Source organism: Klebsiella sp. A-Nf5 (assembly GCF_002810545.1).
Taxonomy (GTDB): Bacteria; Pseudomonadota; Gammaproteobacteria; order Enterobacterales; family Enterobacteriaceae; genus Klebsiella; species Klebsiella variicola.
Genome location: NZ_PIOG01000131.1, coordinates 202,589 through 226,748, shown reverse-complemented (window position 1 = coordinate 226,748; position 24,160 = coordinate 202,589). Strand labels below are relative to the sequence as shown.

At 50.2% G+C, this 24,160-nt stretch carries 29 protein-coding genes; 1 reads left to right on the top strand and 28 read right to left on the bottom strand.

Going from position 1 to position 24,160, the window contains the following annotated elements:
- The first annotated feature begins 11 nt into the window (after positions 1-11).
- Entirely contained in the window at positions 12-224 is a 213-nt protein-coding gene (locus CWM53_RS13725) for a hypothetical protein (RefSeq protein WP_032451348.1), read from the top strand.
- On the opposite strand, the gene CWM53_RS13720 is transcribed toward CWM53_RS13725, so the two are convergent.
- From CWM53_RS13720 to CWM53_RS13585, 28 genes are all read right to left on the bottom strand, one after another.
- Positions 225-3,149 (bottom strand): hypothetical protein, encoded by a 2,925-nt coding sequence (locus CWM53_RS13720; protein ID WP_100729757.1) that lies wholly within the window; start codon positions 3,147-3,149, stop codon positions 225-227.
- Complete coding sequence (locus tag CWM53_RS13715; protein WP_226649875.1) at positions 3,149-4,855, bottom strand: hypothetical protein; 1,707 nt, start codon at positions 4,853-4,855, stop codon at positions 3,149-3,151. The genes CWM53_RS13720 and CWM53_RS13715 overlap by 1 nt, the downstream gene beginning before the upstream one ends.
- The gene (locus tag CWM53_RS13710; protein ID WP_100729759.1) at positions 4,839-7,553 is read right to left on the bottom strand and encodes a transglycosylase SLT domain-containing protein; all 2,715 of its coding nucleotides are present in this window, start codon (positions 7,551-7,553) and stop codon (positions 4,839-4,841) included. The genes CWM53_RS13715 and CWM53_RS13710 overlap by 17 nt, the downstream gene beginning before the upstream one ends.
- Positions 7,554-7,925, bottom strand: coding sequence for a hypothetical protein (locus tag CWM53_RS13705; RefSeq protein WP_100729760.1), 372 nt, complete (start codon positions 7,923-7,925; stop codon positions 7,554-7,556).
- A 111-nt stretch (positions 7,926-8,036) separates the two neighbouring features.
- Positions 8,037-8,534: a hypothetical protein gene (locus CWM53_RS13700; RefSeq protein ID WP_100729761.1), complete on the bottom strand. Its 498-nt coding sequence runs from the start codon at positions 8,532-8,534 to the stop codon at positions 8,037-8,039.
- A gap of 3 nt (positions 8,535-8,537) precedes the next feature.
- Complete coding sequence (locus tag CWM53_RS31945; protein WP_022644612.1) at positions 8,538-8,969, bottom strand: hypothetical protein; 432 nt, start codon at positions 8,967-8,969, stop codon at positions 8,538-8,540.
- Positions 8,969-9,250 carry a hypothetical protein gene (locus tag CWM53_RS13690; RefSeq protein ID WP_016197572.1) on the bottom strand — a complete coding sequence of 94 codons (282 nt, stop codon included), beginning with the start codon at positions 9,248-9,250 and terminating at the stop codon, positions 8,969-8,971. Before CWM53_RS13690 ends, CWM53_RS31945 begins: the two co-directional genes overlap by 1 nt.
- Before the next feature lie 2 nt (positions 9,251-9,252).
- Positions 9,253-9,654, bottom strand: coding sequence for a hypothetical protein (locus CWM53_RS13685; RefSeq protein WP_100729762.1), 402 nt, complete (start codon positions 9,652-9,654; stop codon positions 9,253-9,255).
- A complete protein-coding gene (locus tag CWM53_RS13680; RefSeq protein WP_100729763.1) occupies positions 9,647-11,923 on the bottom strand; it encodes a hypothetical protein in 2,277 nt (758 codons plus the stop codon). The genes CWM53_RS13685 and CWM53_RS13680 overlap by 8 nt, the downstream gene beginning before the upstream one ends.
- Complete coding sequence (locus CWM53_RS13675; protein ID WP_100729819.1) at positions 11,923-12,528, bottom strand: hypothetical protein; 606 nt, start codon at positions 12,526-12,528, stop codon at positions 11,923-11,925. The genes CWM53_RS13680 and CWM53_RS13675 overlap by 1 nt, the downstream gene beginning before the upstream one ends.
- 61 nt (positions 12,529-12,589) lie before the next feature.
- Positions 12,590-13,063, bottom strand: a complete 474-nt coding sequence (locus tag CWM53_RS13670; RefSeq protein WP_100729764.1) for a Bbp16 family capsid cement protein — start codon at positions 13,061-13,063, stop codon at positions 12,590-12,592.
- Between the two features lie 38 nt (positions 13,064-13,101).
- On the bottom strand, positions 13,102-14,097 hold the full coding sequence (locus tag CWM53_RS13665) for a major capsid protein (RefSeq protein ID WP_004191051.1): 996 nt from the start codon (positions 14,095-14,097) through the stop codon (positions 13,102-13,104).
- Positions 14,098-14,107: 10 nt separating this feature from the next.
- Positions 14,108-14,833, bottom strand: coding sequence for a hypothetical protein (locus CWM53_RS13660; protein WP_100729765.1), 726 nt, complete (start codon positions 14,831-14,833; stop codon positions 14,108-14,110).
- On the bottom strand, positions 14,820-15,143 hold the full coding sequence (locus CWM53_RS13655; RefSeq protein WP_100729766.1) for a GTP-binding protein: 324 nt from the start codon (positions 15,141-15,143) through the stop codon (positions 14,820-14,822). The genes CWM53_RS13660 and CWM53_RS13655 overlap by 14 nt, the downstream gene beginning before the upstream one ends.
- 2 nt (positions 15,144-15,145) lie before the next feature.
- Positions 15,146-16,810: a portal protein gene (locus tag CWM53_RS13650; protein ID WP_100729767.1), complete on the bottom strand. Its 1,665-nt coding sequence runs from the start codon at positions 16,808-16,810 to the stop codon at positions 15,146-15,148.
- Positions 16,810-18,204 carry a hypothetical protein gene (locus CWM53_RS13645; RefSeq protein ID WP_100729768.1) on the bottom strand — a complete coding sequence of 465 codons (1,395 nt, stop codon included), beginning with the start codon at positions 18,202-18,204 and terminating at the stop codon, positions 16,810-16,812. The genes CWM53_RS13650 and CWM53_RS13645 overlap by 1 nt, the downstream gene beginning before the upstream one ends.
- 84 nt (positions 18,205-18,288) lie before the next feature.
- A complete protein-coding gene (locus CWM53_RS13640) occupies positions 18,289-18,741 on the bottom strand; it encodes a DNA-packaging protein (protein WP_020947865.1) in 453 nt (150 codons plus the stop codon).
- A gap of 6 nt (positions 18,742-18,747) precedes the next feature.
- Positions 18,748-19,008, bottom strand: a complete 261-nt coding sequence (locus CWM53_RS13635; protein ID WP_009308351.1) for a hypothetical protein — start codon at positions 19,006-19,008, stop codon at positions 18,748-18,750.
- Positions 18,992-19,225 (bottom strand): hypothetical protein, encoded by a 234-nt coding sequence (locus CWM53_RS13630; protein ID WP_023279624.1) that lies wholly within the window; start codon positions 19,223-19,225, stop codon positions 18,992-18,994. Before CWM53_RS13630 ends, CWM53_RS13635 begins: the two co-directional genes overlap by 17 nt.
- Positions 19,222-19,578: a helix-turn-helix domain-containing protein gene (locus CWM53_RS13625; RefSeq protein WP_064145708.1), complete on the bottom strand. Its 357-nt coding sequence runs from the start codon at positions 19,576-19,578 to the stop codon at positions 19,222-19,224. Before CWM53_RS13625 ends, CWM53_RS13630 begins: the two co-directional genes overlap by 4 nt.
- The gene (locus CWM53_RS13620; protein WP_009308344.1) at positions 19,566-19,868 is read right to left on the bottom strand and encodes a Ref family recombination enhancement nuclease; all 303 of its coding nucleotides are present in this window, start codon (positions 19,866-19,868) and stop codon (positions 19,566-19,568) included. Before CWM53_RS13620 ends, CWM53_RS13625 begins: the two co-directional genes overlap by 13 nt.
- A gap of 10 nt (positions 19,869-19,878) precedes the next feature.
- Positions 19,879-20,472 carry a DUF1367 family protein gene (locus CWM53_RS13615; RefSeq protein ID WP_100729769.1) on the bottom strand — a complete coding sequence of 198 codons (594 nt, stop codon included), beginning with the start codon at positions 20,470-20,472 and terminating at the stop codon, positions 19,879-19,881.
- A 68-nt stretch (positions 20,473-20,540) separates the two neighbouring features.
- The gene (locus CWM53_RS13610; protein ID WP_100729770.1) at positions 20,541-20,732 is read right to left on the bottom strand and encodes a hypothetical protein; all 192 of its coding nucleotides are present in this window, start codon (positions 20,730-20,732) and stop codon (positions 20,541-20,543) included.
- A gap of 375 nt (positions 20,733-21,107) precedes the next feature.
- Complete coding sequence (locus CWM53_RS13600) at positions 21,108-21,635, bottom strand: hypothetical protein (protein WP_100729771.1); 528 nt, start codon at positions 21,633-21,635, stop codon at positions 21,108-21,110.
- Positions 21,632-22,312 (bottom strand): hypothetical protein, encoded by a 681-nt coding sequence (locus CWM53_RS13595; protein WP_133123792.1) that lies wholly within the window; start codon positions 22,310-22,312, stop codon positions 21,632-21,634. The genes CWM53_RS13600 and CWM53_RS13595 overlap by 4 nt, the downstream gene beginning before the upstream one ends.
- Before the next feature lie 12 nt (positions 22,313-22,324).
- A complete protein-coding gene (locus CWM53_RS30510; RefSeq protein WP_103215074.1) occupies positions 22,325-23,017 on the bottom strand; it encodes a hypothetical protein in 693 nt (230 codons plus the stop codon).
- A 240-nt stretch (positions 23,018-23,257) separates the two neighbouring features.
- On the bottom strand, positions 23,258-23,491 hold the full coding sequence (locus tag CWM53_RS13590) for a hypothetical protein (RefSeq protein ID WP_080922675.1): 234 nt from the start codon (positions 23,489-23,491) through the stop codon (positions 23,258-23,260).
- Between the two features lie 3 nt (positions 23,492-23,494).
- Complete coding sequence (locus CWM53_RS13585; protein ID WP_009308333.1) at positions 23,495-24,145, bottom strand: hypothetical protein; 651 nt, start codon at positions 24,143-24,145, stop codon at positions 23,495-23,497.
- Between the last annotated feature and the right edge of the window lie 15 nt (positions 24,146-24,160).

The window sequence follows — 24,160 nt, the reverse complement described above, 5'->3', positions numbered from 1 at the left end:
GGTGGATAATAATGAACCGTGAGTACAGCCAGGTAATATATCTCGCGATCGGTATTGCTATAGCAATCAGCTTTGTTACCGTTCTGAATGATGGGTTTTCACTGCTGAACATTCTGTGTGGCCCTTTTGCAGTAATCGGAACTGTTGCAGGATTATGTATCGCTTGGTATTCCACTATCGGCATCAATAAAATCCTGCAAAAATTTGGGTTCAGGGATTACTGATTATCGTCCCAACATAAACTGCGAAGGCGGGATAATAAAGTCGTTTCCCTGCTCTTCCTTCACGCGCTGCTGGTAGCGTTGCAAAGATCCAGGCGACATCCATTCCCGCATCTGGTTCAGGATCAGGAAGTCCATCACCGGGCGCACCACATGCAGGTTCATGTACGGCGTGTGGTTTATCGCAAAGTTGAAGTAATCAGCGGCTTTTGCATCCCCCTGTTTCGTCAGTCCAAAAAGATTAACCAGTTGTGCTGCATCTGATGCAAACGGACCAGCCAGCGACGTCGCCGGGGTATTTCCGAACCGGTTGTACTCCCCAAATAGGAAATCCCCCAGAATACCCAGCCCACCGCCCTGCGCCATGGCTGCTGTCCATGTACTGACATTGTCGGCAGGGCGCGGGGTCTGGCCCCTAAGCATCAGCTTCGTTTGCATGGAGAGATAACCGAACGCCGTCGCCCACAGGAAAAGCTGAGCAATGCCCATCAGCTCACCGTTTCCATTACGCATCGCCCGGATCAGAGCGTTATTGCGAAAGGTATTATTCTGGCTTAGTGAACCAAAATCATAACCACGCCCGTAGAGCTCTCGACCGATCGCGTTCTGCATAAAGCTGGCTGTAAAAGATTTAAACTGCCATGCAAATCGCAGCATTTCGCCATAGGCAGTGCCTCGCTGCATACCCTGCTTCATGATCGACATTGTGCGTGCATCCGGTTCGTTCAGAGCTACGCCAACGCGATCGAGTATATAACCGCGCACCTTATCGGAGAGAAGCTCGCGAGCGTATTCTACTGAACGATCATTGATTTTTATCCCGCGGTTGGTGAGGTAATTCTCTATATCTGTTCGAGGTATATCTGCTACTCCGTCAGGAGTCATGTAGGCGTTACCGTCCGCTGCGTGCAGTTTCATTTTGCTGAGCGCTGCCCACTCGTTTTCTTCAATGCCATGCATCGATAGAACCCGGCGCAGTTCTTCCGGCACATCACGGAATGATTTTCCGGCGTGCGCTCCCATCCATTCAGAAACCATCATGCCGGTACTGTAGCGGCTGCTATTCGTCCACCAGCTTTGAAGGTTCAACCGGAAATAATTGCGCATCGCGCGGTTAACTCTACCAGGCATCGAATTGTCAGCGCTGAAGCGATAAATTAGCTCATCTTTCATCGCATCAGCATGTAACCCGATCGATTTAAGAACCTGCTGACGCTCCGCATTTTTCCAGCGTGTTAGCTGGACTTTATTGGCCGTAGCTTCCCAGACAGAGCCCAACATATTTCGTCCCTGATAGCGCATCTCCATAGCCTGGGTAGCGATATCATTGAATGATGAAATCATTGAACCGCCGAGCTTCATCATGGTTTCTATCGCGCGGGTTGTTGCTGCGACCCTGGCGAGCGCGGCATTACCGGGAATGTTGGTTTGCCCGGTGATTTCCTTTAACTGATTGGTCAAAGATGTGTTTCGTTTCTGGCGGAATTTATTCAACGCATTATCATCTTTCGCGGCTTTGTAGCGCTGTTCGATCCGGTCGGCAAGCTCATTAAACATGTTTTCCGGATTGGTCCCCATACGCCGCATCAGTCCGGTAGTTTCAGCTGAATGAATAAGACCGCTCCCCACGGCTTCACGCAAGTTACCCACGCCAAATTTATCGTTGTAGCGGTACCACGACAGCCCGTCTTTGAAATGCAATACGCGTTCCTGGCTCGCCCGGCGCGCAACGTTGGTGCTACCGCCTTTAAAACCCGTCATCCAGTCCGGGCGGTCAGTACGTAAATGGACGCCGGAAGACAGCCCCACGTAAACGTTATGCAAAAAATCATCGATGACCGCCTGTGATGGCGACAGTCCGCCCGGCGTCGCCGGATCAAAACGCGGGATCCGCCCGGCGACGCTCACCCACTCGCCGCCGTCATTCCGGAAACCAACGATATCACCGAGATCGATATCCTGCCCGTTAGCCAGCAAATCACCATTGCGGAAATTCGCCCGCACCACCTGCCCGTTACCGCGCATGAGATCGACATTTTCGCTGACAATACCTTTGATATAAAAACGTCCATCAGCACGCTGCGCCAGCGCTCCCACGTTTTCAGGTTTCAGTGGTTTGGCCGGGCGGGCACGTCCGTAAATCTGGTCTTCCGTCATCACCGCCGCTTTTCGAACGGTCACGCCGTTTTGACCGTTAACGTCCAGACCTTCGAAAGTACGATGGTCAAGCTCCGGGAGGATGGCATCACGCCAGGCCTCAAAGCCTGCGGTGCGAATTTTATGGATATCGTGAGACTGGCGGGCAATATAACCGGGCAGTTTGCCAATCGACGCGCCAGCACGGTTTGCATCGATGCGGGCTTTTTCCTGCCACTTCTCCAGCACGCGGGCAATTTTGATTGCGTCTTCCGGAATATGCCCCACATCGAGGTTGTTTCCCAACCGCCACATAGCATCAGCAATATTCTGATCCAGTGAACCATTAGCAAAAACAGGTAAAACCCCCTGCGCTTCCAGATCATTGGCAAGACCGGAAATGTAGTGATCGCGCAGCTGGCGCATGTTATTAAACGCGCTGTCACGGGAACCGGCTACAGCCTCATTGCGCCCCACCATGATAGCGGACAAAGCGAGATCAGGGCGTCCACCGAAGGCATCAATACGCTGAAGGTTCTCATGCATCAGGCGAAGATTGATAACCCGGTTTCGCGCTTCGATGTGCTTCGCCAGCGCATCATCACGCGCCACTTCATCAGCAGCACGGAGAGCAGCTTCCTCCAGGGATAACCCCTGATTTTCTGCCCGTATACGCGCGACAGTAGATTCCATACGGGTAACCAGCTCCTGCATCTCATCCTCACCGAGCTGGCGCCCGGCCGCCGTGTTTACTGCCTGCTCGCAGGCTGTCAGAAATTCACCCTGTGCCATTAGATGGCTCTCCTCAACATACAGGCAGCAAATGCGCGTGCAGCCTGAGCAAAACTCATATCCCCGGCCCCAGCCTGAATTTCAGCAAGGTGGGCGTTTATTTCTGCCTGATTTTCCAGTCCATTAAAATGCGCCTGGGCCAGTTCCATTTCAGACTGCAGGTCTTCTTGCGCTGCCCGCAGTTCGTCGTCTCCGCGCTGCTGGATGGTTTGTTCTGCATCTGTGCTGGCTGCACGTGCGGCCGCATCAGAATGCCGCTGGTTATCAGCCTGCATCTTCAGGCGATTGAGTGCAGCGTTACGTTCCGCCGGATCTGCAAGACGGAAAAAATCCTCAATATCAGGATTGTAACCGTCTACTGCCTGGCGAATCGCAGACCTCAGTGCATTCTGGCGAACAAAGATATTCGCATCGCTGAAACGCTCAGACGCGGTTCTTACACCTCCAACCAGCGGAGAAACCTGCAACCCTTGTTTGATCTGCCCGGCCCTGGCTTCAATCAGACTTGCCAGATCATCCGGAATTTCCCCACGCTCAAGCTGGTGTAATTTGCCGCGTGAGATTTCTGCGTCCCGGTTGGCAGAAATTTCTTCGCGTAACCGTGCTGTCGATTCCTCAGTGTTTTGGCGGATTTGCTCAATATCTTTTCGCGCACGTGCTTCCGCCTGCTTGCGGCTCATGCGCTGGCCCTGATACTGTTTTGCCAGGTCACGGAATTGCTGATCTGACTGCTGCAACGAGACTTCATTTTCGGCAATCTGCCGGTTGATGTCGGCAATGCGGGGCGACTGCCCGTCAAGCTGCCCGGAGAGAGAATCACGATAGGGCTGAATAGTTTCGTTCCATGCACGCTGCCAGGCATAATCATCAAGGCCAGTGTTAATGGTTCGGGCCAAGTCAGCCTGTGCGTCGGCAAAACTGTCACGCAATACAGGAGTGTTGTCCGGAGTGAGCCCAGCGGCATTAACGATATCCGCCTGCCCTGCTGGCGCAGCGTCAGAAACCGCCTGCGGGTTATCCTGCTGTAAACGCTGCTGACGCCTGGCGGCTATTGAATCACGAATGGCACCGCCAAAGGCATGCAGTCCACCGCCGGCTATCGTGTTCATGAAGAAATTTTCCACTGCCTGGCCGAGGGTGTAATCATCACCTTCAGACGCTGATGCCAGGGCATTAATAGGTTCAGCAACCAGAGACTGGACGGCACCGGCGCTGGCACCCTGTACAAATCGCTGTGCAAATCGACCAGCAACGCTGGCCGCTCTCACCTCCCCAAGACCTGGAACAAACCCCAGAGCAAGGTTACCCGGATCCGTCATTGCGCCAGCCAGCCCCGCGGTAAAAATAAGAGGTGTTGCTACGCCGGAAGGCGCGGACTGCAATATTGCTCGCCGCTCCTGTGTCGCCCGGCTTGTCTCGGTTACATGGTCCAGATACGCCTGTGTTACACCCTGTTCGGGTATTTTGATATTTTTGATGCCCAGAGAGTCAAACTTTTGCTGAGCCGTCTGCTGATCTACTAAAGGAGATGTAGGATCATTAGCATAGGCCTCGGATTCAAAAAACCGACTTCCAGCGTTGGCTGGTCCTGAGCGCATTCCTTCAGAAAAAGCAGCCCCCAAAGCCTGACCAAATCCGCTTTCAAAGTTACTACCTGGCTGCTGCAGGCCTGAACCTCCGTCACCATCATCAACGAATATTGGCATTGGTGTCCCTCATTCCTTCAGAAAAGGATGGGCCGCTTTGCGACTGGCCGCCGTACGTTTCACGTAATCCCTGAAGATTCTGCGCTCGCGCATCTCTTTCAGTCCCTGGAGTATACGTCGTCTCCCGGGATGCGAATTTTTTAACGCTCTGCCACCAGGATGGGTCAGCTTTCGCCATTTTGTCGAGATCCGCAAAGCTAACGGTAATCGGATTTCCACTGGCGTCATTCTGTACGTTATTGCCCAGATACAGCACCAGACCGGTATCATCCGAGTTATTTACCCAGTGGGCGTTATTTTTTACCTCATAAAGCGTTTGTGATTTGGTGAATTCGTCGGGCGTTTTACTCCCGAAATTAAGAGGCTGAAGCTGATCTGCTGTCAGCTTATCTTTAAACAGGCTGGCACCGCGGGCGATGTAATCTGGTTGATAGCCAAGATAAGTTGGAACGCGATATGTATCGTTGACAGTGTATTGACTGGTGAACATATCGGCAGCAGCCTGCTTTGCCGCAGCACCTGCATCCATTCCACGTAATACGTTGATCATCGTCAGCCGCTGCCCCTGTTCGTCAAGCGTTGACCAGCTTCCTGCACCGCCGGGCTGCACAAGCATCGTCTGACGGAAACCTGCAGACGCATCGGCCCATTCTTGCATAACGGAGGTGTCTGACCCCTTTCCATTTTTTGCAACGACTGACTCTTTCAGGGCTGACGTTGGCGTGTTTCTTTCCTGCCACAACGGTACACTTGCCCGCGGATTTCCAGCTGATAATGCACCAACCAGAGGACCATTTTTACTTTGCCCCATAATCTGTCGGCCGACCGCCTGCGAATATGGCCCAAACGCGTTCAGCTGCTGCCTGATGGATTCAACCGTTGTTTCTTTGTTGTTGTTAAATCCTTCAGCCATAGCCTGCGCTATCGAGTCAGGAAGCACCTTCTGACTGCTGATACCGAATCGACTTTTCTCTGACTGCACCGAAGCAATAAATGACTGTGCCATAGCAGGATCGGCGGGGTTTTGTTGCCATGAGTTATATGCCTGCTGCACAAGTGGCGAGTTTTTCATAAACCACGCGCCGGGATCACTTTTGCGCTGTTGAGTTACCTGCTGCAACTGGGCGGTAGCTTTCTGGTATAAAGACAACTTGCGATCAAAGTCAGGGTCGTTAGGTTGCGGGTAAAGCGCCTGAACGCTCTGCTGCGCCATCGCGACGGGTTGGGTCATTATCGTGTTATATGTCGGCACCAGCGCTTTTGTCGCTTCATACTCATCATACTGGCGGTTGTATTGTTCAAGCTGCGGCGCTGTTGCTCCCTGCGGCAGATATGAGAGATATTCCTGGCGAGTGACGTCACGTGTGGGCATGATCCCGTTCTGCATCTGAGCCATATTATTTTGCATGGTGTCCTGCAGGTTCTGCATGCCGTATGCGCGCTGCCGGTTTACTTCAGCGGATACCTGACCTAAAAACTGGCTCTTCTGCTCCGGACTCGCATTCTGATACCAGGGCATTTTCTGGATCTGCGATATCTCAGCTTCCGGCGGCAAAGACTGAGCACGGCTTAAAACATTCATGGTGTAATTACGGGTTTCGCTAAAAGGTATCCCGGCAATAAACTGATCGCTGGAAATCTCCCCTTTATTGGGATCCCCTAAACGAAGGAGCGCCGGATTTTTTCCGGCTTTATTCGTACCGTTAATCCAGTCATCTACCGCACCCGGCCCGGCGTTATATGCAGCTACCGCGAGCGCCTGGTTACCTCCGTATTTTTTGGTAAGATCCTGGTGATATAGCTGACCTATTTGCATGTTGTAACTGGCGTCAGACATAAAGCGTTGTGGATCCCACTGCATGCCATGTTTTTTGGCCGTTTCTTCAGCTGTTGCTGGGAGGACCTGCGCTATCCCCATGGCGCCAGCCGGCGAGGTAAGCGTTTGACCATTGCCATTAAACTGCCGTCCGCCAGATTCCGCAGGGATCATCGCTGAGAAAACTTTGTCAGACGAAAGGTCACCAGGTGTGAAGGTGGTTGGTGATGTCAGTTGTTTGGTCCGCCAGTCAGCAATGTATGCCTGTGTGGCGTTCTGAGACATTTGCTGCTCAGTTTTACGAATTTCACCATCTATCAGCTCTTGCGACCAACCGTTAGATTGCCCATAAGAAGTGATATTGTCTTTCATTCTGGCTAAGGTAAGTTGATAGTTTGGCGTATCAGCACGGAACGTCTGAGCATCCGCAATAGCCATTTCCCGGTTGCCCTCATACTGCCCGCGCTTGAATGCCTGGTGCTGGTCAAGCTCATGTGTGTCGGTTGTGCTCTGGAGTTGAAGGCGAGTGATGGCAGCCTGTCTGTCCCACTCCTCCATACGGGACTGAGGGATATTTTGCCTGAGGGTGGCGGCGTAATCGTCAAACTGGGAAAGTGCTTGATCAGATGATCCATCGGCATTAATCCCCAATTTCTTTTGTTGTTCTTCTGCAAGGTTGTAACGGCTATACGTAAGCTTCAGGAGATTATCCTGTACAGAAGTATCATCCAGATGGGACTGGATTGATACCGCAGCTCTCGACGCTGCGTCGGACCCTTCGTCTAAAAACTGCTGATCAGTAGTAGAGTTGGGGAGGTTAACAGGACCCGCTCCGAGGCCCTGAGTCGTCACCTGACGGTTGTAAAAAGGAAGTTGTGGCATTTACGCTTCCTCTGGTTTTGTTTCAGTAAGCATAGTTGCGCCCATGTAATTTAATGAGCCGGGGGCTGCCCCATGTTCCTGCTGGAGCAGAGAATTACGTGTAGCAAGAAAATCCTTTGTCGCTTCTTCTGCTACCGGCGCGGTGGCTAGCAGTTTTTCCAAATCTTCCTGCTGCGCCTTTATTTCTTTCTGCTTTTCAATGCCCGCGTAGACATCCTTCAGCGCTATATCAAGCAGGCTACGCACCAGTTCGGGGATTGATGGCGCTGCGCCGTAGGGAGAACGCGCCCGCTCTTCACTCTGGATAATTTCCAGTGCTTCGCGTTGTGCGTAGGTTAAAAGGATAGGTTTGGTTTTGGTCAGCTGATTCATGGTCTTTCCTCCTGTTTGGGTTTCAGGAGGAAAGTACGTTGGGCGCTATTTACTGGGCAAATTTATTTCGTTTGGCTTTGGCTTGCGTGCTCAACTGGGCGAAACAGGTTGCTATGTCTTCTTCCCGTACTTCGCCCCGAGAAACGTTGACGCCACTGATGTACCTGCTCCCAAATAGCCCAGTAAGCCCGGTCGTGCAGCTTTAGACTGCTGACGCATGGCACTGGCCTGATTCTTCAGGGCATCAGACTGGAGAATGCCTTCGTTAGCAACGGCGTTTGCATCCTCCTGGATGTTGAGCGAGGTCTGCCGGCGCAGCAGCGCATTCGTGCCACCAAAGCCGGTACCGCTCGCAGCAATACGCGCATCCTGATCTCCCTGGAACTGGGCACCACGACGGCGAATAAGCGCCGACTGCTGTCCAGCATTTAAAATGGCCTGGTTAGCCTGCTGGTCAAGCAGCTGCGCGTTAGTGTTCAGGTTATTTGATTGCTGGCGCGCGCTGCTGAGTGATGAGAATGCATTTAACGCAGAGCTTGAGGTTTGCGCTATTGGTACTGCATTATTTTTGAAACTGTCGCCGACCGTCTGCCAGTTTACAGAATCCATAGATCACCTCGTTATCGCCCACAGTGAAGAATCCTCTCCCCTGTGGTTAAATTTCTTCAGATGCCCCTCACATCGCATACCCAGCATCGCCAGCATTCTTTCGCCTTCCGGGAATGTGGTGCTGGCCTCGATGCGATGATAGTTCGCCAGCGCCCGGTGTAATTCCCGGCGCGTTGCCCTGAATATCTCCGGCCAGAGGTGAGTAATCCCGGCCGAAATCATCATCCAGGCGTACCCTATGCCGGAGTCAAATACCAGTCCGTACTTTTCCGCGGGTACGATGCCACCTATTGCCACAGGCTGGCCATTGTGCAAACAGGTAAACGCGCCGACACTGGCAATGTTCCCGGCGTGCTGTTCAGTCCTGATACTGCCGATCTGATGTGGTTGCGGCGTAATGGCTACCAGGTGCCAGGGCTCAAACGGAACGATCATCAGCCACCCAGCAGCGTCTTCTGGCCTGAAGTATTAGCAGCGGTTCCCGAAGCTCCCGTTACGTTGCTTTGGTTCCCCTGCCGCTGCCGGCGGCGCAGCAGGTCATCGGATTCAGCAACTGAAGCATCCTGCGTAACCTGCGCCGATGGCTTTATGACGCTTCCTTTTTTATTTGCGCTGGAGATGGCTGAATAAGTTCCTGCACCAGCCGACAGAACAGCGGCACCAGCAGCCCATGATGCCGGGTCAGTTTCCAGTGTGAATTTGCGTTTAAACAGCATGATCACCTCACGATTGAAAATAATCTGGCGTCACAGCCAGGCTGATAATTGCGGATAATAGCGTCCTGCTGGTAACTGAGCATTTTTGCAACGCGGGCAGACAGGTTATCGGCGCAGATGCATTCCACTCGATAATTTTCGGATAACGCTATTTCGGTAAACCGCAGTGCAGCACGGAAAATATGAACAGGGAACTGTTCTGCATCTGGTACGGTATGTAACCAGAGTCTGACCCGGCCCGGGGCTAACTGAATGGCGCCACCAGCGGCAAGTGTTTTTTTCCCGTATTCCATCGCAAACGATGGGAAAGATACCAGCGACGCAACAGCCTCCGGCGGTAATGAGTCCGGGAATATTTCATTAAGGTGGAACTCCTCAAGATGGACGATTACAGGCTCAGTCATCTTCCATTTCTCCTACTGGATCGATGCTGACGATGGTCATGGGCTGCGGCAGGTCCTGCACGATACGGATGCTTCCATTCTCATTAAACTCGCCAGGCCACGGAACGGTAACCACGCCATTAAACAGCGGAGGCGCCTCATCCATATTGTCTGAGTAATCTCGCGCGCGAAGCTTATCCAGATATTTGCCGCCCTCGTCGCCGAATTTACCGCCAAGCGTATCGATAAATCGCAACCGGGCTTTGGCAAATCGCTTGATTCCCCCCTCCAGAGGCAGGGTGATAATTTCAGCCGCATTATTGATACCGACATGAACAACAGAAGATGGCCAGTCCAGCGTGATGCTTCCTCCGCTGACCGTTCGCGATGCGTGCGTGGCACCGTCGGTCACGACTGCTACAGTCTGCCCTTCCAGAAACCCCAGCCCGGAAATAACGGTTGTCGCAGCACCGTTGTACGTCGCCATACAATCCAGCACCCTCGCCCACGCTTGCGCAATAAAGGCGCTGTCATACTCCGGCAGCAGATACTCCAGATAACGTACCGTCGCACCGTTAATGGTACGCCTGACCACCATCCACAGCTCATCGCGTCCGCCATCGATATCCGGAATGACCTTGATACTTTCCACCGCACCGCCGGTAGCATGCTCATGCCAGCCGGTGATGTTTTGCTCTGCGTCATAGGTCAGTCCCAGCAGTTTGCCTTCTTCCAGCAACACCCAAAGGATCCGGTTGGGCTCCTGCTGATACGCCAGTGCAATGATTTCAGACGTAAAAAGATGGGGGGCCAGAATGCAGGAATTGGTTGCTGAAAACGAGTCACTGCCCGAATCATAGGCGGCAATCATCACCTTGCGCCCAGCACGCTGCACAAACGCAACTCGATCAAAAAGGCGCTCTGCCTGCACTTCGTTGCTGCCGATCGTACTGTTCAGCTCAACCTTTGTATTACCCGCTCCAAAAACGGAAGTCAGGCTTTGCTCGCCATAGGAGAATTCATACCCGGCAGTGCCGATAAATATTTTCCCTGCGGAGGCGACCAGCCATTGCATGGTGTCCTGAGTATCATCAATGCGATCATTAATCGAATCATCGCTTTCTGCCTCATAGCCATTTGTCATTGGGCTGAAGTTCTGCAGATCACCAGCGACACTGGACCATATTTTTTGTCGGCCAGCGAAGACCAGGCGTCCCCGGAAAAATGCCGCAAACTGGGGGTAGCGGAGAACATCAGACCAGTCACCGAAAGCGTATTTATACGTTTTCCCAACTGTGTTTCTGACGCTGGGTGGTAGTTCAGTGACGATCTTACCGGTTGCGGATGTGGCGCTATTGACCGCTGTTATCTCAATGATCCCCCAGCCACCGCCTGAATATCGCCAGAGCGACGCATCACCACCGCTTCCATCCCTGTGGGCGCCAGCTGTCCATGTAGGCTGCGTATTACCGGTCTTGGTGCCGTCCATGTCTTCGTAATATTTCCCATCTGAACGGCAGAAAACACCGGCGGAGAAAGTTTCTGATGTGCCAGCAGCCCAGGCGGGTATGTAACCGCTATGACCGGTATCATCATCCACTGCATCAGTGCTGGCTTCGATGTAAAAAAGACACCCTACATGCGCAGTCTGAAAAATATCTGTGTTGGCAGTGATGTTACACAGGCTTGTAGTGGTTGGGGTGCCATCAGGCAAATCGTTTCCATCCTCAGACCAGATCCTGAACTGGTCGGTGTAAACGACGCTGGATTTGTCAGAATTAATATCAGCGAATGGGCCACCGGAAAAACTGGCCTCTGCCAGGCTCCAGTTGGTATTAGTGTTTCGCGTCAGCTTATAAACAGGGTAATTTCCATTTGTGCAGGTTATGTAAATCACGTCTGCTGACTGCTGCAGAGACAGGCCAAATTTCCCGTTACGGGTCAGATCATCAGCTCCCCACGGCGTATCAATTTCAAGAATGTTGTTATCGCCATCCAGCAGTTGCGCATGGTTGTACCAGAACCGGATGTATCCAGGGCCAAACTCCAGGATAAAAGCCTCCGTCGTACTAAACTGAAATGATGCTAACCAGACTCGGTCGCTGCTGTTTTTTACTGAACCGGCGTATTGCGTCCCGCCGCGGCGACGCGCGGGCCCCTGCGGTAGCGGTATGAAGTTTTTCATGTACTTGACGGCGCTGGCCCACTTATCAAAATCTACTTGCCCATACATCACAGGCGAAAGTATTCCAGCATTAAAGCTGCGCTTTATAGGGCGGATTTTTGCCATTACAAACGAGCCTCCATCCAGGTTGAAGGTGGGAATTTCTCACTGGGCTTTTCTATAGCGTTTACGCGAATGGCTCCTGCGATGATCATCTGGAACTGCTGCAACAGCGATTCAACCAGCGTATCCTTGCCGGTCACCGCTTTACAGGAGCGAACCGCCAGCATACAAGCCAGCGCATCAACAAAGGTGGAGTCGAATTGTGATGCATCGGTTACTCTGGCCCGATAGCGCACGCTAAGCGGTGGCTGTAGATCCGTCAGCAATTCCCGTCCCTCGATGCGATATTCAGCCGTGACCAGGCGGGGATCGTATTCAGAGAAATCACGCCCGTAATATCTGTCCCCCACCGATACCAGTACCATTAAATCAACGGGCAGCTGGTAAGCGTATTGATAGTCGATGACAGGCGTTTTGTTTAACGGGGTAAGCTGGGCGCTGCGGGCGCAAAAATTCCAGGCATATTCGCGCTGTAGTTTTTCGAGGAGAGGGTTGTAAATCAGGTTCATCACGCGCGTGTTTTTATCCTGCTCATCACGATCCATGAGATGGTCGGATCCCAGGAAGGAAACCAGCGCCAGATTCATGATATCTGTCTGACCGGTCATCATAATACCTCATAAAAAAGCAGGGGCCGCAGCCCCTGAAAACGCACTCACTCCACCCTAATTAAGCAATGCTGAGATTAAGCGCAGCGAACTCAACGTTATTAGCGTAAGAGCGCCACGTCTGTGCATCTTTCGTTATGAAGGCATCCACTGCGCCGGCGGTGAATGGGCCTGTCGCCACCGTATATTGCAGGCTTAAAAAGCGTTTATAATTGGCCGAAGGCAGCGCCACCACGACAACCGGTTTGCCTGCGACGAGACTGCCCAGCGCTTTCGCTGGAGTAGAAAAAATAACGGTTGGCGTATCGCTTTTGTCCTCGTTGGCATAAGCGCGTAACTCAATCGCAAGCGTGGCCGCCCCTGCGGCAGCGAATGTCACCGACGGAGTCACAACCAGAAAAGTCGGCTCGCCAGCACCCGCATCGATCACTGTGTTGTAATCAAAGGCCGGGTTGAAATCGATAATATTCGTGCTGGCTGCCGAGGCGGTGATCGCCTGGGAGTCAGAAAATTCAAGCTGGGCATCAACAAACATGGTTATCTCCTGAAAAAGTAAACCGGAAAATCGCCCCGTTAAGAGGCGACGACCTGAGCTTCCCCGATTTTTAACTGGTCAACCCGGCGCACCGGAACCTCGCCAAAGAACATCACACGACGTCCGCCAGCCATTTCCATTGTCAGGGTTGAGTTTTTCACGGCATCAACCAGCTGCAGACGCAGCATCGCGCGCAGTGTGCGGTTCATGTAATAAGCCGGGCTTACACCAACCAGTGACTGGATACGCTCTTCCGCGATAGCCATCAGTTTGATGAGGTTTGCACCCGCATTAGCGTTAGTACGCAGAGCGGTAACATCAATGTTGGCGATGCGTACGACGTAGCGCCAGTCGTGCAGCGCAATACCGAGATCCCAGGTATAGAGGTCCATCAGCGCCCGGAAGCGGTTGCCATCATCATCAAAGGCGTCGCCCTCGCCCAAATCACGATGAGTCAGACCGGCTTTTGAACCTTTCGGAAAAATTCCGTAGACCTTGTCAGGCGCCCATCCGATGAGATAAATCGAGGTGAGATTCGCACCAGTACCGCCGGCGTCGATGATGTTGTCGGCATTAGGCGCAGACAAATCGCTGAAGCGTGGAGCAATGCCCAGGAATGCCTCCGGTTGCCCAACAAGCGTACCGTTAAGCATCTGGAATTGAGCCTTCTGGTTCATCGCTTCCATGAACGGTTTAGACTGGTTGAAGCGAAAACCTGCCGTATTACCATTCAGCGCAGCAACCCGAACATCAACCTGAGAGCGGGCTTCAAGAAGACCGGTAGTCTCATCTACCTGCGCGGTAGTTGCCTTGCTTTCCGGAATACCTTTGTTCAGCTTGCGCCAGTACACAGCAGGTAAACCAGTACGGGTTGTGATGCGCGTTCCGGTCGGCAGGTTGCCTTCATAAAACGGGCAATCCCAGAGCATTTCGTTGTCCTGATCCAGAACCTCCGCGACATTCGCAGAAGTGCCATCAGGATCAAGCAATTTCGCTGCGTCCCAGAGAGTCGGTAAGCCGGTAAGTGTTGGCATTTAAAACTCCTTATTGCATGTTCGGCCACATGCGGTGGGCAATGTCTTTTTCTGCTGCATTCCCCGTCGCTGCGGCTGTAACTGTTTTGTCTTCACCTAGCGCTTTACCGATCGCCAGGACTGCATTCACAAGGTCTGGGTCATTGAGTAATCCCGCAGTGTTGAATTTTTCAATCACAGCATCGGGGAAAAATCGCTGCACGGCGTTCTGGAGGATCGCTGTATTTGCCTCAACTTCACTTCCCCAGGACTTGATAACCTTTTCCCGGTTAGCAGCATTTTGATTAGCAATATTTTCCTGGGCACTTTTTTGTTGTTCGGCTGCATATTCGTTGAATTTATTAATTACGGTTTCAGCCTGCTTTTTATTGAGCCCGCTTTCATGCATCCAGCTCAAGGCCGTATTTAAAAATGCCCCGTCACTGCCTTCCGGTGGCTTAATACCGTAGTCTTCAATTTTTTCCGGGCGCCCCAACTTCGCATAAAGATCCTGCCAGCCTTTTTCGTCGCCATCGTCAGGCAATTTTTCAATAAACGCCGCGGGCGCCTGTTGTTGTTCCTGCTGCTGAGGTTGTTGGCCCGGTTGCTGCCCTGCTGGTTCACCGGGATTAAGAAGGCCGGGCTGCTGCTCCTGTTGTTGTTCTTCTGTTGCGGCTGCTGACGGGGCTCCACCCTCTCCACCTTCACCCGCAACATTCATAAGACGGCGCAGCATCAAACGTTCAAACAGATTCATTGTTGTCCTCCTCGTTTAGTTCGTTCATTTCTTCGGCGATCATGGCGGCAATATCAGATTGCGACAGGCCGAGATAGTGGTTTATGTGCAGGAAAACTTCCCGGCGGCCCTCCGAAACAAATACGGCGTATGGGTCGGTTTGCTGGGTCGTTGGGGAAATAGCGACACTGGAAGAATTGACGTGACAGAGTTTTGCCAATAGTCGGATGACAACTTTCTGTTCCGGCGTCATGTTCCCCGGGGTGCCGAAGACGGACTGGAAAGCCCGCGCACGGTTCAGCGTGAGCCACAGACTTTTTATACGGTTCATCATTATCCCTGTAACGCTGGCGACGGCGCGGGTGTCTGCGCAATCTGATTGGCCTGGGCGAAATCTTTAGCTGCGGTTGCAGCGACGGGAGCTGCAGCAAGAAGCTGCTGTAGTTGCAGTTGCCGCTGATCTGCAGCATCCTGCTCAGATATTTCCTCTGCGGTTTTAACGATCTGCTGCGGCGCGCCACTGGCTTTAGCAATAAAGCGCAATGCGTCGTCACCATTCAGGCTTCTGGCGATGCCCTGATCAAACTGCCCGATAGTGCCTGCTGCGTTTATAACGGTCATTATCCCGCTCGCTTCTTCGCTCATCTGCAGGCGCACCAGCGGGCTGGTGTATTCGATATCGTATTCGCCACCAATTTCTTTCAGTTGTTCGGGCGGTTCGGGCAGCAGACCGTTCTGATAAGCAATGTCAATTTCCCGCAGGATCAGAGTCCCCAGGAACTCGGCCTGAATACGCCCGGCGGTCGGCGCCAGCAACTGACCTTTTTCCTGAGCACGCAGCATCGCTTCTGTTGCAGTCATTTGAGGGTTATCAACGAGGATCTGGAAGAGCGTGATAAAAAAACCGTCGTTGATTGTCTGTCGTTTCTGCTCTGCCAGCGTCATCGCCACGCTAAAATCAGTAGCAGTATTCAGAGGTAAGGCAAGTGGTTTACCGTCCCGGTTCATTCCGCCGAAGTTCAGCGCGCCAGGCATCATTTTGAACGGTTGCAGAATGCCGTCTTCCGGTAACAGCATCGGCGGGCGCACGGCCATTTGCGCACCCTCGATAATGGCGCGGTTGATTTCGTTCAGCAGCTTAATATCCGGTAGAACAACCATTGCAGGTGAGCGTCCATATACCTCACCCGGCGCGGTGTAATAGCGGCTGATTGCATAGGGCTGTGACCAGTAGCCACCCTCCTGCACAATCTTGCTTCCCTCCATGCAAATATGCACAGACCGGAATGGCATGCCCTCTTTGTCCTGCCGTGACATGTCACGTTTATCATTAGGTTCGACGCGGTGTAGGAAGTTAAATTGCTTTGACGGGTCGCTCTTCGCGGTCGTTCTTACCTGTTGAGGGAGATTATCTTCGCCAAATTGCTGAATAGCCTGACGGGCAGTCATGCAATATTTACGGTGGACAACATCGATCATCCCCTGGAAATTCTCAGTGAAATAAATTTCTCGCAGGTGATAAGTGCAATAACGCGGGCCTTTTCCGATCACGTTATCAACGAACGTGCAGCCGGTCCCAAATGCACCCGAGGAAATATAATGCTCATGAGATTGCGAGGCGAAATTAGCCCACGGTGCATAACGGAGGCGGAAGAGAATATCGCGAACCTCCTGGAAATAACGCTGCACCTCTTCATCATTAGCGAATCGCTCATTGCTGAGAGTGTGCCATTTCTGTGTTCTCGGGGTGATAACTGATTCGATGGCCGCTCCGAATTTTTGCAGCGCCAGCGCGCCAGTAGCATCTATCGCTTTCTCGGTACGTTTACCGCCCTTCTGCCTGGTCCCCTTGAACTCAGCACTGCGCGGTAGAATGCGCTCTGCTATTTCCTGCCAGTGCTGTTCGAATACGGAGCGATCCGTTTCCATGCTCTTTTGCTCGCGCAGTATCCGGCCGATACGCTCTGATTCATTTTCTTGTGTGTTTTGGTCTGACATCAGTTATCCCCGTACAGATCCCAGTCGGAATCAGCGTAAAACTGCTGGCTTTGTCCAGGAGGGTTATAAGGATCGTAATTGGACTGGGCAAATTGCTGGATTGTGTGGCGGTTGCCGCTACGCAAAGACTTACTGCCTACTGCACCATAGCGGAATGAGTCTGCGCCGTGAGACGTCCAGTTATGCAGAGGGGTTGGCTTATACATTTTGCGAGTGTCGTCCCACTCTTTTTGATACTGTCCCAGAGCCTCCAGGCCTTTTTCGCATTTGGCCTTATCGAACCAGCAGGAACGCAGCATCATGCGCACCTCGCTGATACCATCATCAACCGATGTGGCCGGCAGTACCTTACAGCGTATCCCCAGCTTGCCCAGCGTCTCTTCGCGTGATGCTCCGGTGCTAAGTTCTCGGGCGCGTACATCGTGCGGGAAGAAATGACGCTCAGCATAGGTATACGGTTTCTCGCGCAATATTTTTACGTAGTGCTCCAGGCCAACACCGGACGATTCGTAATAATCAATGACGCGTACCTCTTTGCCGATAAACTGATAAAACCAGATAGCCGTTGCGTCGCCAATGCCCAGGTCCCATGACGTGTAAACCTCATACTGGGGATCCCACGGCACATTCCCTATTTGCCCTGCCTTCTCCAGACCAACCAAAATCGATGAGTAATAGGCGCCGGGTATTGCAGCGTTCCAGTCGCACATGTATTCCTGATTGAACAGAGCTTGCCCCTCATCCTCCCCGCGCTCTGCCTGCATCTCGCGCAACTCCTGAGCGAGTGTTTCCGGTGGGATGTGCAGCGTAATATCGGCGCTTAAATGATCACAAAACCAGTTGTCAGGATCCTTTAACCCACCCTGGAACATTTTGTAGAAGTGGTTTTTCCCGCGTGGTGTGGAGACAAAAAAAGCCCAGCCGCCGTTATCAGCCAGTATCGGTCGCAAAAATGCCCACGCAGAGGGGTTACTTAGTGCCCATTCAGAGAAAACAATCCCGACATGACCGGAACCAATGAGCGCGCCATAGTTGTCGCTGCCGACTGCCTGCCACGTGGAACCGTTGATGAACTCGATCATCATCTCGTTATCGAGCGTTTTTCTTCTCAACTCATGAGGAAAAGCCTCATCGATACGCAGACGCCCCGTCCTCGGATTAACCGCCTTCCAGATAGCCTTTCTTACCTGGTTCGCCTGCGGCAGGCAGTGGGCATAGTTCCCGACACGCTCGAATGCCTTACATGCTGTCATGTGCAGGCTGAAATCATCTTTCCCGTAACGGCGAGGCCAGCAAAGCGCCGCTCTTTTTTTTCCACCCTGAATTTCAGCCCATGCCCTTCGCTGATGTGGGCGGGGAGTCCAGTTGTTCGCCGGGAGAATAATTTCTGCCATTTATTCACTTCCTATTCACTCTACTGGATAAAATGCCGGGGTTTATCTCATTCAATCGATTAACCAGGCAATTGAAACGCCTGGCTATTCTTTTTCGTTGAAGTGCTTTACCTTGACGGTCATTTCCAGATCACCCTCAACAGATTTTTTTTCCACCAGCCCAAGCTCGCGAGCAATGATGTTGGCGTTAAGCAGATCAGCGGCAGCGCCAGAAAATTTCTGCTCATAGATGAGGCTTTCCACTCGCGTAGTGATCGGGAGTAAATCTTTTTTCTTCGCGTATGCTTCCCACGTCTTCCGGTCTATATCGAGGAACAGAAACAAGCCGCTAAGCGTCATAGCACGCATTTTCGGGAGTCTGGCTTTAGTGATTTGTCCCTGAAAACTGAATGCTTTGGTTTCCCACAGAGGATGCTTTTCCACCCAGTCGAAATATTCACAGCAGGCATCCCACAGCTTTTCAGGATCAGAGAACTTTGGGTTTCTCCCGTGCTTGCTGCGTGCCAGCCAGAATTTATTGCCCTTTGGCGCTGCCATATCTCATTACTCCGTGTTACGACGGGTGTATTTCCGTTTCTGCTGAATTTCTTCGGGATCGCTTTTTGGCTCTTCAATTTTCTCATCGTGTGGTTTTTCTTCCGGGTAAAGCGACAGGAATGCATCCACGACAGATGTGACAATGTCTTTAGCTGCCTGCGTTCCGTCTGAACCGCCGGGCCAGCCGAAATTTTTAGCCAGAACAGCACCAGCACTTTTGACGATCTCCACCTGAATACTGGTGTCTAACTCATGCAGTTTTTTCACTATTGTCTTCCTCTTCTGGGATGAGACCCATGGCGGCCATCAGGATTTTCAGTTCAGGGGCGTCACCGTTTTTTATTGCGCGTAAAATTACACGGTCAGAATCACCGTTCGCGTAAGCAGCTGCGCCGTACATAGCGGTATTAAGGTGAGCTTTTAGAAACCGCTCTTTCATCAGTGAGAGCAGTTTCTTTGCCTGTTCTTCATTAAGGGTGATCATTGATTCTCCTCTTTCGGTGGTTGGCGTGCGCTCCGCAGCAGCAGAGTGATCATGTAGTTTTTGCTGTGGCGCCGGCAGGAGTCGAAAAAGCTTTCACGCTTGCTCATAGGGATTTTTTTCCCGGAAAACTCCTCCGCCAGCTCTGCAGTTGGGAAATAAATACGACGTGAATTACGTCCTGTTTCGTTGTGGGCGCGGAATATGAGATTGGCTTTAAGCAGACTGTCCAAAATAAAAAATACTGTGCTGCGCGACATGCCGAGCGAATACATCACTTCGGCAGAAGTTATCCCTTCCGAACAGGTGCGAATAAGCTCAAGTACCGCAATTTTTTTTCTGGTTAAACCCGACATAGGCGCAACACCTTCACTTCAGTAGTCACCTGATCGAGCAACTCCAGTTCGGTACCGTATTTGCCCTCCCATGTCTTTTGTCCGGCATGAATTGCCACGCCAAAACCGCCAGTGCGGTGGTGCGCAGGGCAAAGAGGCAAGGTTCTTTTGTGATTTGCTCGCTGGCCGGCGCCCTGACCGGTTCGGATGTGGTGAATTTCTGCCGGAGTGGAACCAAAACCAAGATTGCGACAGACAATGCAACCCAGTTCGGCTACGTCTGACAGCCAGTCTTTATCGTCTTTAGTCATGGTGGTGACCTCAGGCCGCATAACTGAAAAGCTGAGAGGCTGCATTTTCTGCGGCCTGCTGTGTCGGGAAGGTGCGGAACAGAATGAAGTTCCAGAGAACGTCGAGGACTGACTTATAAAGCTGGGAGAATTCAAGGTCGTCCATTTTTGCGAACGATATGGATTTGGGTTCCTTGCGAGTGGTGCCATCAGGCATCTGGTATTCGTTATAAAAACCAGCTTCGATGGTTACCCAGGCGCGAAACGCTTCAAACGATTTAACAGCGCTGATATTCCCTGCGCGCTTTTCAGCCTCTTCACGGAGATATTGATCCGCCAGTTCCTGCAATGTGTCGCCATGTCCGGCATAGTGGGCCACCAGCAGCACGTAACCACGGACCAGTTTTTTATCGGCTGGCGATATTGCACCGCCGGAAGGTTGCCAGTAATCAAATCCCAGATTCAGGAGGGCAAAAAATTTGCGGTGAAATGCCGGGTTTCTTGCCTGCTTAAAATCAGAATAAAGGACTGCCCCTAGGCGAATTTTCTTAACAAACTCGCGGGCGTCTGGAGATGCAGGGATTAATACATCGCCTGCTGATTTGATAAATGAATACTGCGCCATTGGGTTCCCCTTTAGCGCAGCAATTGTTCAGAATTACATTGTGTTGGGTGTTCAGGCCAACGGAGTAATTATAGCATAGTACCGTCTGGTTTGATAATGGTGTAACCAGTCAATTTAGCTAACTCAAACAACGCGTTAAGTGTTGCCACATGCTCATCAGGGTGGACTTTTCTGGTCTTCTTGATCTTCCCATTTTCACACGTTATCAGTACATCGCCATCGTCGGGGAGAAGGTCTCCTGCGTCTTTCTTATCAACCACTACCTCTCCCTCAACAATAACACTGTATAAAATTACAGTATTTATACTATCAACTGACAGTAAGCGCAAATTTTTCAGAGCACAAATCGTTAAAAAACAACAATTAATCTGAAAATACCCGATTTAATATAAAAGAAAACCGTCATTTTTGACGGCTCTTATGTGTATGCCTGTATGTTTATTGGGAGTGTTGTTTAATGAATACACCGCATAAAATATCACTGGAACTTCCTTGGTGGCACCCAAGCCAAACAGGAAGTTCACATCTAATTGCTATAATTTCTGCTTTACAAGTCGTAAAAAAATATCCTTCAGGAGCCACAATTTGAAGCTAGATAATAATTTATTTTTTACATTCAGATAGAAAGGCCATTATTAGGACTTTGCAAGTAGTTCATTTAATGGCTCATGCCAGCTTGGTTTCAAATCTGATATTTGAAATTCGTTATCTGTCATTTGCCACTTCAAAACCAAGGCTATTATTTCTTTTTTAGTGAATCTCTTTCGATTATCCGGCGCTTCCATTTTTTCGATTATATGCTTTCCTACCTTTGAAAGCCTTTCCAAATCTAACTCAGATAAATCTCTATGCTTAACATTTAATGATTCATATTTTGATATGCCTTTATTATAGATTAATGGAATATCCTCATTCTCAAACCATTCTGAATCCAACCAAACAAAATCCATCACATCTGGTTTATCCATAGTCGTTGCTAAAGCAACAACTAATTTTTGCACTTCATCACTAGAAAAATCATTACTGTCTGACAACCAAACAGATAGCTGGTTTTTGCTTGTTTTAATGCAATTAGTAATAGCATCAGCAGTAAAATGCATTGGAGGGAATTCTTTATTCACCTTCCATTTAGAGTATGAAAACTTCCTTAATAAATAGGTCATATCCCACCTTTCAAATCAGCAAGAACAGCAATTCTATATTCCTCTAAGAATGAATCATTAAAGGGACGTAAATTTGAAATTAAAGAATAATGGCTGGAAACTCCCCAGGATTCCACAGCCCTAATACCTGCTTCATTTACATCTTCATCCACATGCGCAAATGCTCCCAAAACGAGAGCATCGGCCCTGTCTTTAAGGTGGTTATAATTCAGGCCGGCTGCTATACAAATGAAATTCCTAAACCTTAGCGCATCATCTCTAAAAAGCCTCAACCAAACCTGTTGAAAAACATCGGGGAATTGAATTGGATGCTTTTCTCTAATTGTTTCTAAATACAAGTGTGTTTTCGATATCTCGCCATCAATATACTCCTCAGAGACTAAATAACCTAAAACATTACTAACCAAATTAGGGACTTCGATATAAACATCTTGTTGTTGAGAAGAACCTGATGTTTGAGACTTAATCAAAGCCATTTCATTTACACTACTTGCAACTCCTTTCAATTCTGGAAATGCTAAATTTTTAGTGATTCCCAGGTTTTTATACCGACCGTCATTATCCCCTGACCTCTCAATACTGTTTTCCCCAAGAAAAGATACTATTCCAGTATAACCGCGAGAGCTATCATTTCGCTTGTAAGATATTGAATATAAATCACTTGAAAATTTACTCACTCCAACCTCCATTTATTTTGTGTATCTTTCAGCTTTTGCTAATTCAGAAGCGTTAATTGAGGATAATGATTTAAATAATTCAATAGTTCGATTCCAGTCATAACGAAAAGCAGATGCCTCACGTACAGTATTGGTATCATTTTCAAACATTATAACATCAGTATCTCTCCCTGAATTGACTAGCGCAGATGAAATTGTACAGCGTCTAATCACGCTAACATGATTAATATCTACATCCACTTCAGGAGTGTTGAATCTTTGAACTACTTTATTCTCCCACTCAAATGGTTCAATATCTTTATAGGTAAATAGTTTAGTATATGTGCTTTGATACTGCTCTTGAGTTCCACTATATATTGCCGCATTAATAACAGCTAACCTGTTCGCTTTCTTATTAGGCATCAGTGATCCCAGCGCACCAAGAACATCGATAGTTCTGGCGTTATATTCATCAACATCCATGCCAACGCCAGATATCATTACAGCGTGAGAAGGGAATTCAATTTTATACGTTTGCTCAGGGTTAGTCATGATTAAAACTTGTTTTTTTTCACCCGTTAAAGCATTTAACTCTTGACCAAAAGTCGGTATCAGACCAAATTTAGATAAAGCATTCAAAAATGAGCTAATTACCATTGGGTTAGTGGTAACATCTGTATTATCAGAAAAAAAATTAAACTGCTGATTGTTCTGTACACATTGCATGATTCTGTCCCTAAAATGATCTATATAAAATCTTTTTTATCTTTACCACTTTCCATCAAAAAAGTCAAGAAAATCATATTCTCACGCAAGAGCTCTTCTAAGACATATGCTATCTTTAACAACCTACATTAAATAAGCCAGCCTATCGATAAATCTAAAGCCATCCATGAGCTTGTTAATTAGTATAAAAACGCCAAGATGAGTATATTTTAAAACCTGCAATTACTTAAATAACTCTATCTACGCTCGCTTCTCCCGCCAAAAATTTAATCTCGCTTTGAAAAACTCCCGGTAGCTTTCCGGCGTCGCTGCAATCGACTCAACGATGTACTGCCGAGTAACTTTCTTCTCGAACAGCTGGCGTATGAGTGCCGAGGCGCGCATGTCGTAGTGCTCTTTGATTTGGCACTCCTGCGGCCATTTGGCGCGATTGAGCGGTAAGCCGGGCGGCAGATAATCTGATTGCCCGGCCATGCCTCATGCCCTCGTTTTTTCAGAGTTGGCGTAATAGCGGGGATCCACGCTGGTCAGTGTGAAATGCGGCACAGGCATGTCGTCATGCCGAATAATTCCGACGTGATTCGATGCGAGCATCGTTGAGATACGTTTTTGCAGATCACGTAAGGTGATCTCAGCATCAGGATGATGTTTTTTGATGGCTGAAAGAATGTTCTGATACGACAGTGTCTTACCCTTCATCAGCGCAACTAATTGTTGGGCGGAAACTTCATCGATGGTGCTATTCAGAGGTTTAATACTCTCCAGCAGCAGGCGATGCCGGCCAATGCTGCCGACACGCTGGCCAGTTTTTTTATCGAAATGCTCATTAGGTCCAGCAGACCAGACGGTAGCACCCTCGCTGAGCCGTACAGTTTTTTCACCCTTGTAATAAATCACGGTGCCGACATGTGTTTTACGACGGCGGCCGGATACCGCGGCCGTAGCAGTTTCACGTTTTACCGGCTTTTTCGGGGTGATCCCCGGAACTGGTTCTGGCCGCGGAGCAGCGACGAATACAGAACGGCTACGCGCACGGGCGCCGGCGTTCATGCGCCACAGAATAACGGGGATCCAGTTACAGCCATCATCTGGATTTACAGGTTTTGGGTAATTTAAATTCGTGGTCATAGGTCTTTCCTCGGT

What these genes read in the sequence shown, in the direction of transcription:
- CWM53_RS13620 (WP_009308344.1), bottom strand. Translation starts at nt 19,868, where the DNA reads ATGACTAAAGACGATAAAGACTGGCTGTCAGACGTAGCCGAACTGGGT.
- CWM53_RS31945 (WP_022644612.1), bottom strand. Translation starts at nt 8,969, where the DNA reads ATGATCGTTCCGTTTGAGCCCTGGCACCTGGTAGCCATTACGCCGCAA.
- CWM53_RS13715 (WP_226649875.1), bottom strand. Translation starts at nt 4,855, where the DNA reads ATGCCAATATTCGTTGATGATGGTGACGGAGGTTCAGGCCTGCAGCAG.
- CWM53_RS13720 (WP_100729757.1), bottom strand. Translation starts at nt 3,149, where the DNA reads ATGGCACAGGGTGAATTTCTGACAGCCTGCGAGCAGGCAGTAAACACG.
- CWM53_RS13660 (WP_100729765.1), bottom strand. Translation starts at nt 14,833, where the DNA reads ATGAATCTGTTTGAACGTTTGATGCTGCGCCGTCTTATGAATGTTGCG.
- CWM53_RS13700 (WP_100729761.1), bottom strand. Translation starts at nt 8,534, where the DNA reads ATGGATTCTGTAAACTGGCAGACGGTCGGCGACAGTTTCAAAAATAAT.
- CWM53_RS13640 (WP_020947865.1), bottom strand. Translation starts at nt 18,741, where the DNA reads ATGGCAGCGCCAAAGGGCAATAAATTCTGGCTGGCACGCAGCAAGCAC.
- CWM53_RS30510 (WP_103215074.1), bottom strand. Translation starts at nt 23,017, where the DNA reads ATGCAATGTGTACAGAACAATCAGCAGTTTAATTTTTTTTCTGATAAT.
- CWM53_RS13615 (WP_100729769.1), bottom strand. Translation starts at nt 20,472, where the DNA reads ATGGCGCAGTATTCATTTATCAAATCAGCAGGCGATGTATTAATCCCT.
- CWM53_RS13705 (WP_100729760.1), bottom strand. Translation starts at nt 7,925, where the DNA reads ATGAATCAGCTGACCAAAACCAAACCTATCCTTTTAACCTACGCACAA.
- CWM53_RS13625 (WP_064145708.1), bottom strand. Translation starts at nt 19,578, where the DNA reads ATGTCGGGTTTAACCAGAAAAAAAATTGCGGTACTTGAGCTTATTCGC.
- CWM53_RS13665 (WP_004191051.1), bottom strand. Translation starts at nt 14,097, where the DNA reads ATGCCAACACTTACCGGCTTACCGACTCTCTGGGACGCAGCGAAATTG.
- CWM53_RS13600 (WP_100729771.1), bottom strand. Translation starts at nt 21,635, where the DNA reads ATGACCTATTTATTAAGGAAGTTTTCATACTCTAAATGGAAGGTGAAT.
- CWM53_RS13590 (WP_080922675.1), bottom strand. Translation starts at nt 23,491, where the DNA reads ATGGCCGGGCAATCAGATTATCTGCCGCCCGGCTTACCGCTCAATCGC.
- CWM53_RS13710 (WP_100729759.1), bottom strand. Translation starts at nt 7,553, where the DNA reads ATGCCACAACTTCCTTTTTACAACCGTCAGGTGACGACTCAGGGCCTC.
- CWM53_RS13585 (WP_009308333.1), bottom strand. Translation starts at nt 24,145, where the DNA reads ATGACCACGAATTTAAATTACCCAAAACCTGTAAATCCAGATGATGGC.
- CWM53_RS13685 (WP_100729762.1), bottom strand. Translation starts at nt 9,654, where the DNA reads ATGACTGAGCCTGTAATCGTCCATCTTGAGGAGTTCCACCTTAATGAA.
- CWM53_RS13630 (WP_023279624.1), bottom strand. Translation starts at nt 19,225, where the DNA reads ATGATCACCCTTAATGAAGAACAGGCAAAGAAACTGCTCTCACTGATG.
- CWM53_RS13655 (WP_100729766.1), bottom strand. Translation starts at nt 15,143, where the DNA reads ATGAACCGTATAAAAAGTCTGTGGCTCACGCTGAACCGTGCGCGGGCT.
- CWM53_RS13670 (WP_100729764.1), bottom strand. Translation starts at nt 13,063, where the DNA reads ATGTTTGTTGATGCCCAGCTTGAATTTTCTGACTCCCAGGCGATCACC.
- CWM53_RS13650 (WP_100729767.1), bottom strand. Translation starts at nt 16,810, where the DNA reads ATGTCAGACCAAAACACACAAGAAAATGAATCAGAGCGTATCGGCCGG.
- CWM53_RS13680 (WP_100729763.1), bottom strand. Translation starts at nt 11,923, where the DNA reads ATGGCAAAAATCCGCCCTATAAAGCGCAGCTTTAATGCTGGAATACTT.
- CWM53_RS13645 (WP_100729768.1), bottom strand. Translation starts at nt 18,204, where the DNA reads ATGGCAGAAATTATTCTCCCGGCGAACAACTGGACTCCCCGCCCACAT.
- CWM53_RS13725 (WP_032451348.1), top strand. Translation starts at nt 12, where the DNA reads ATGAACCGTGAGTACAGCCAGGTAATATATCTCGCGATCGGTATTGCT.
- CWM53_RS13690 (WP_016197572.1), bottom strand. Translation starts at nt 9,250, where the DNA reads ATGCTGTTTAAACGCAAATTCACACTGGAAACTGACCCGGCATCATGG.
- CWM53_RS13675 (WP_100729819.1), bottom strand. Translation starts at nt 12,528, where the DNA reads ATGACCGGTCAGACAGATATCATGAATCTGGCGCTGGTTTCCTTCCTG.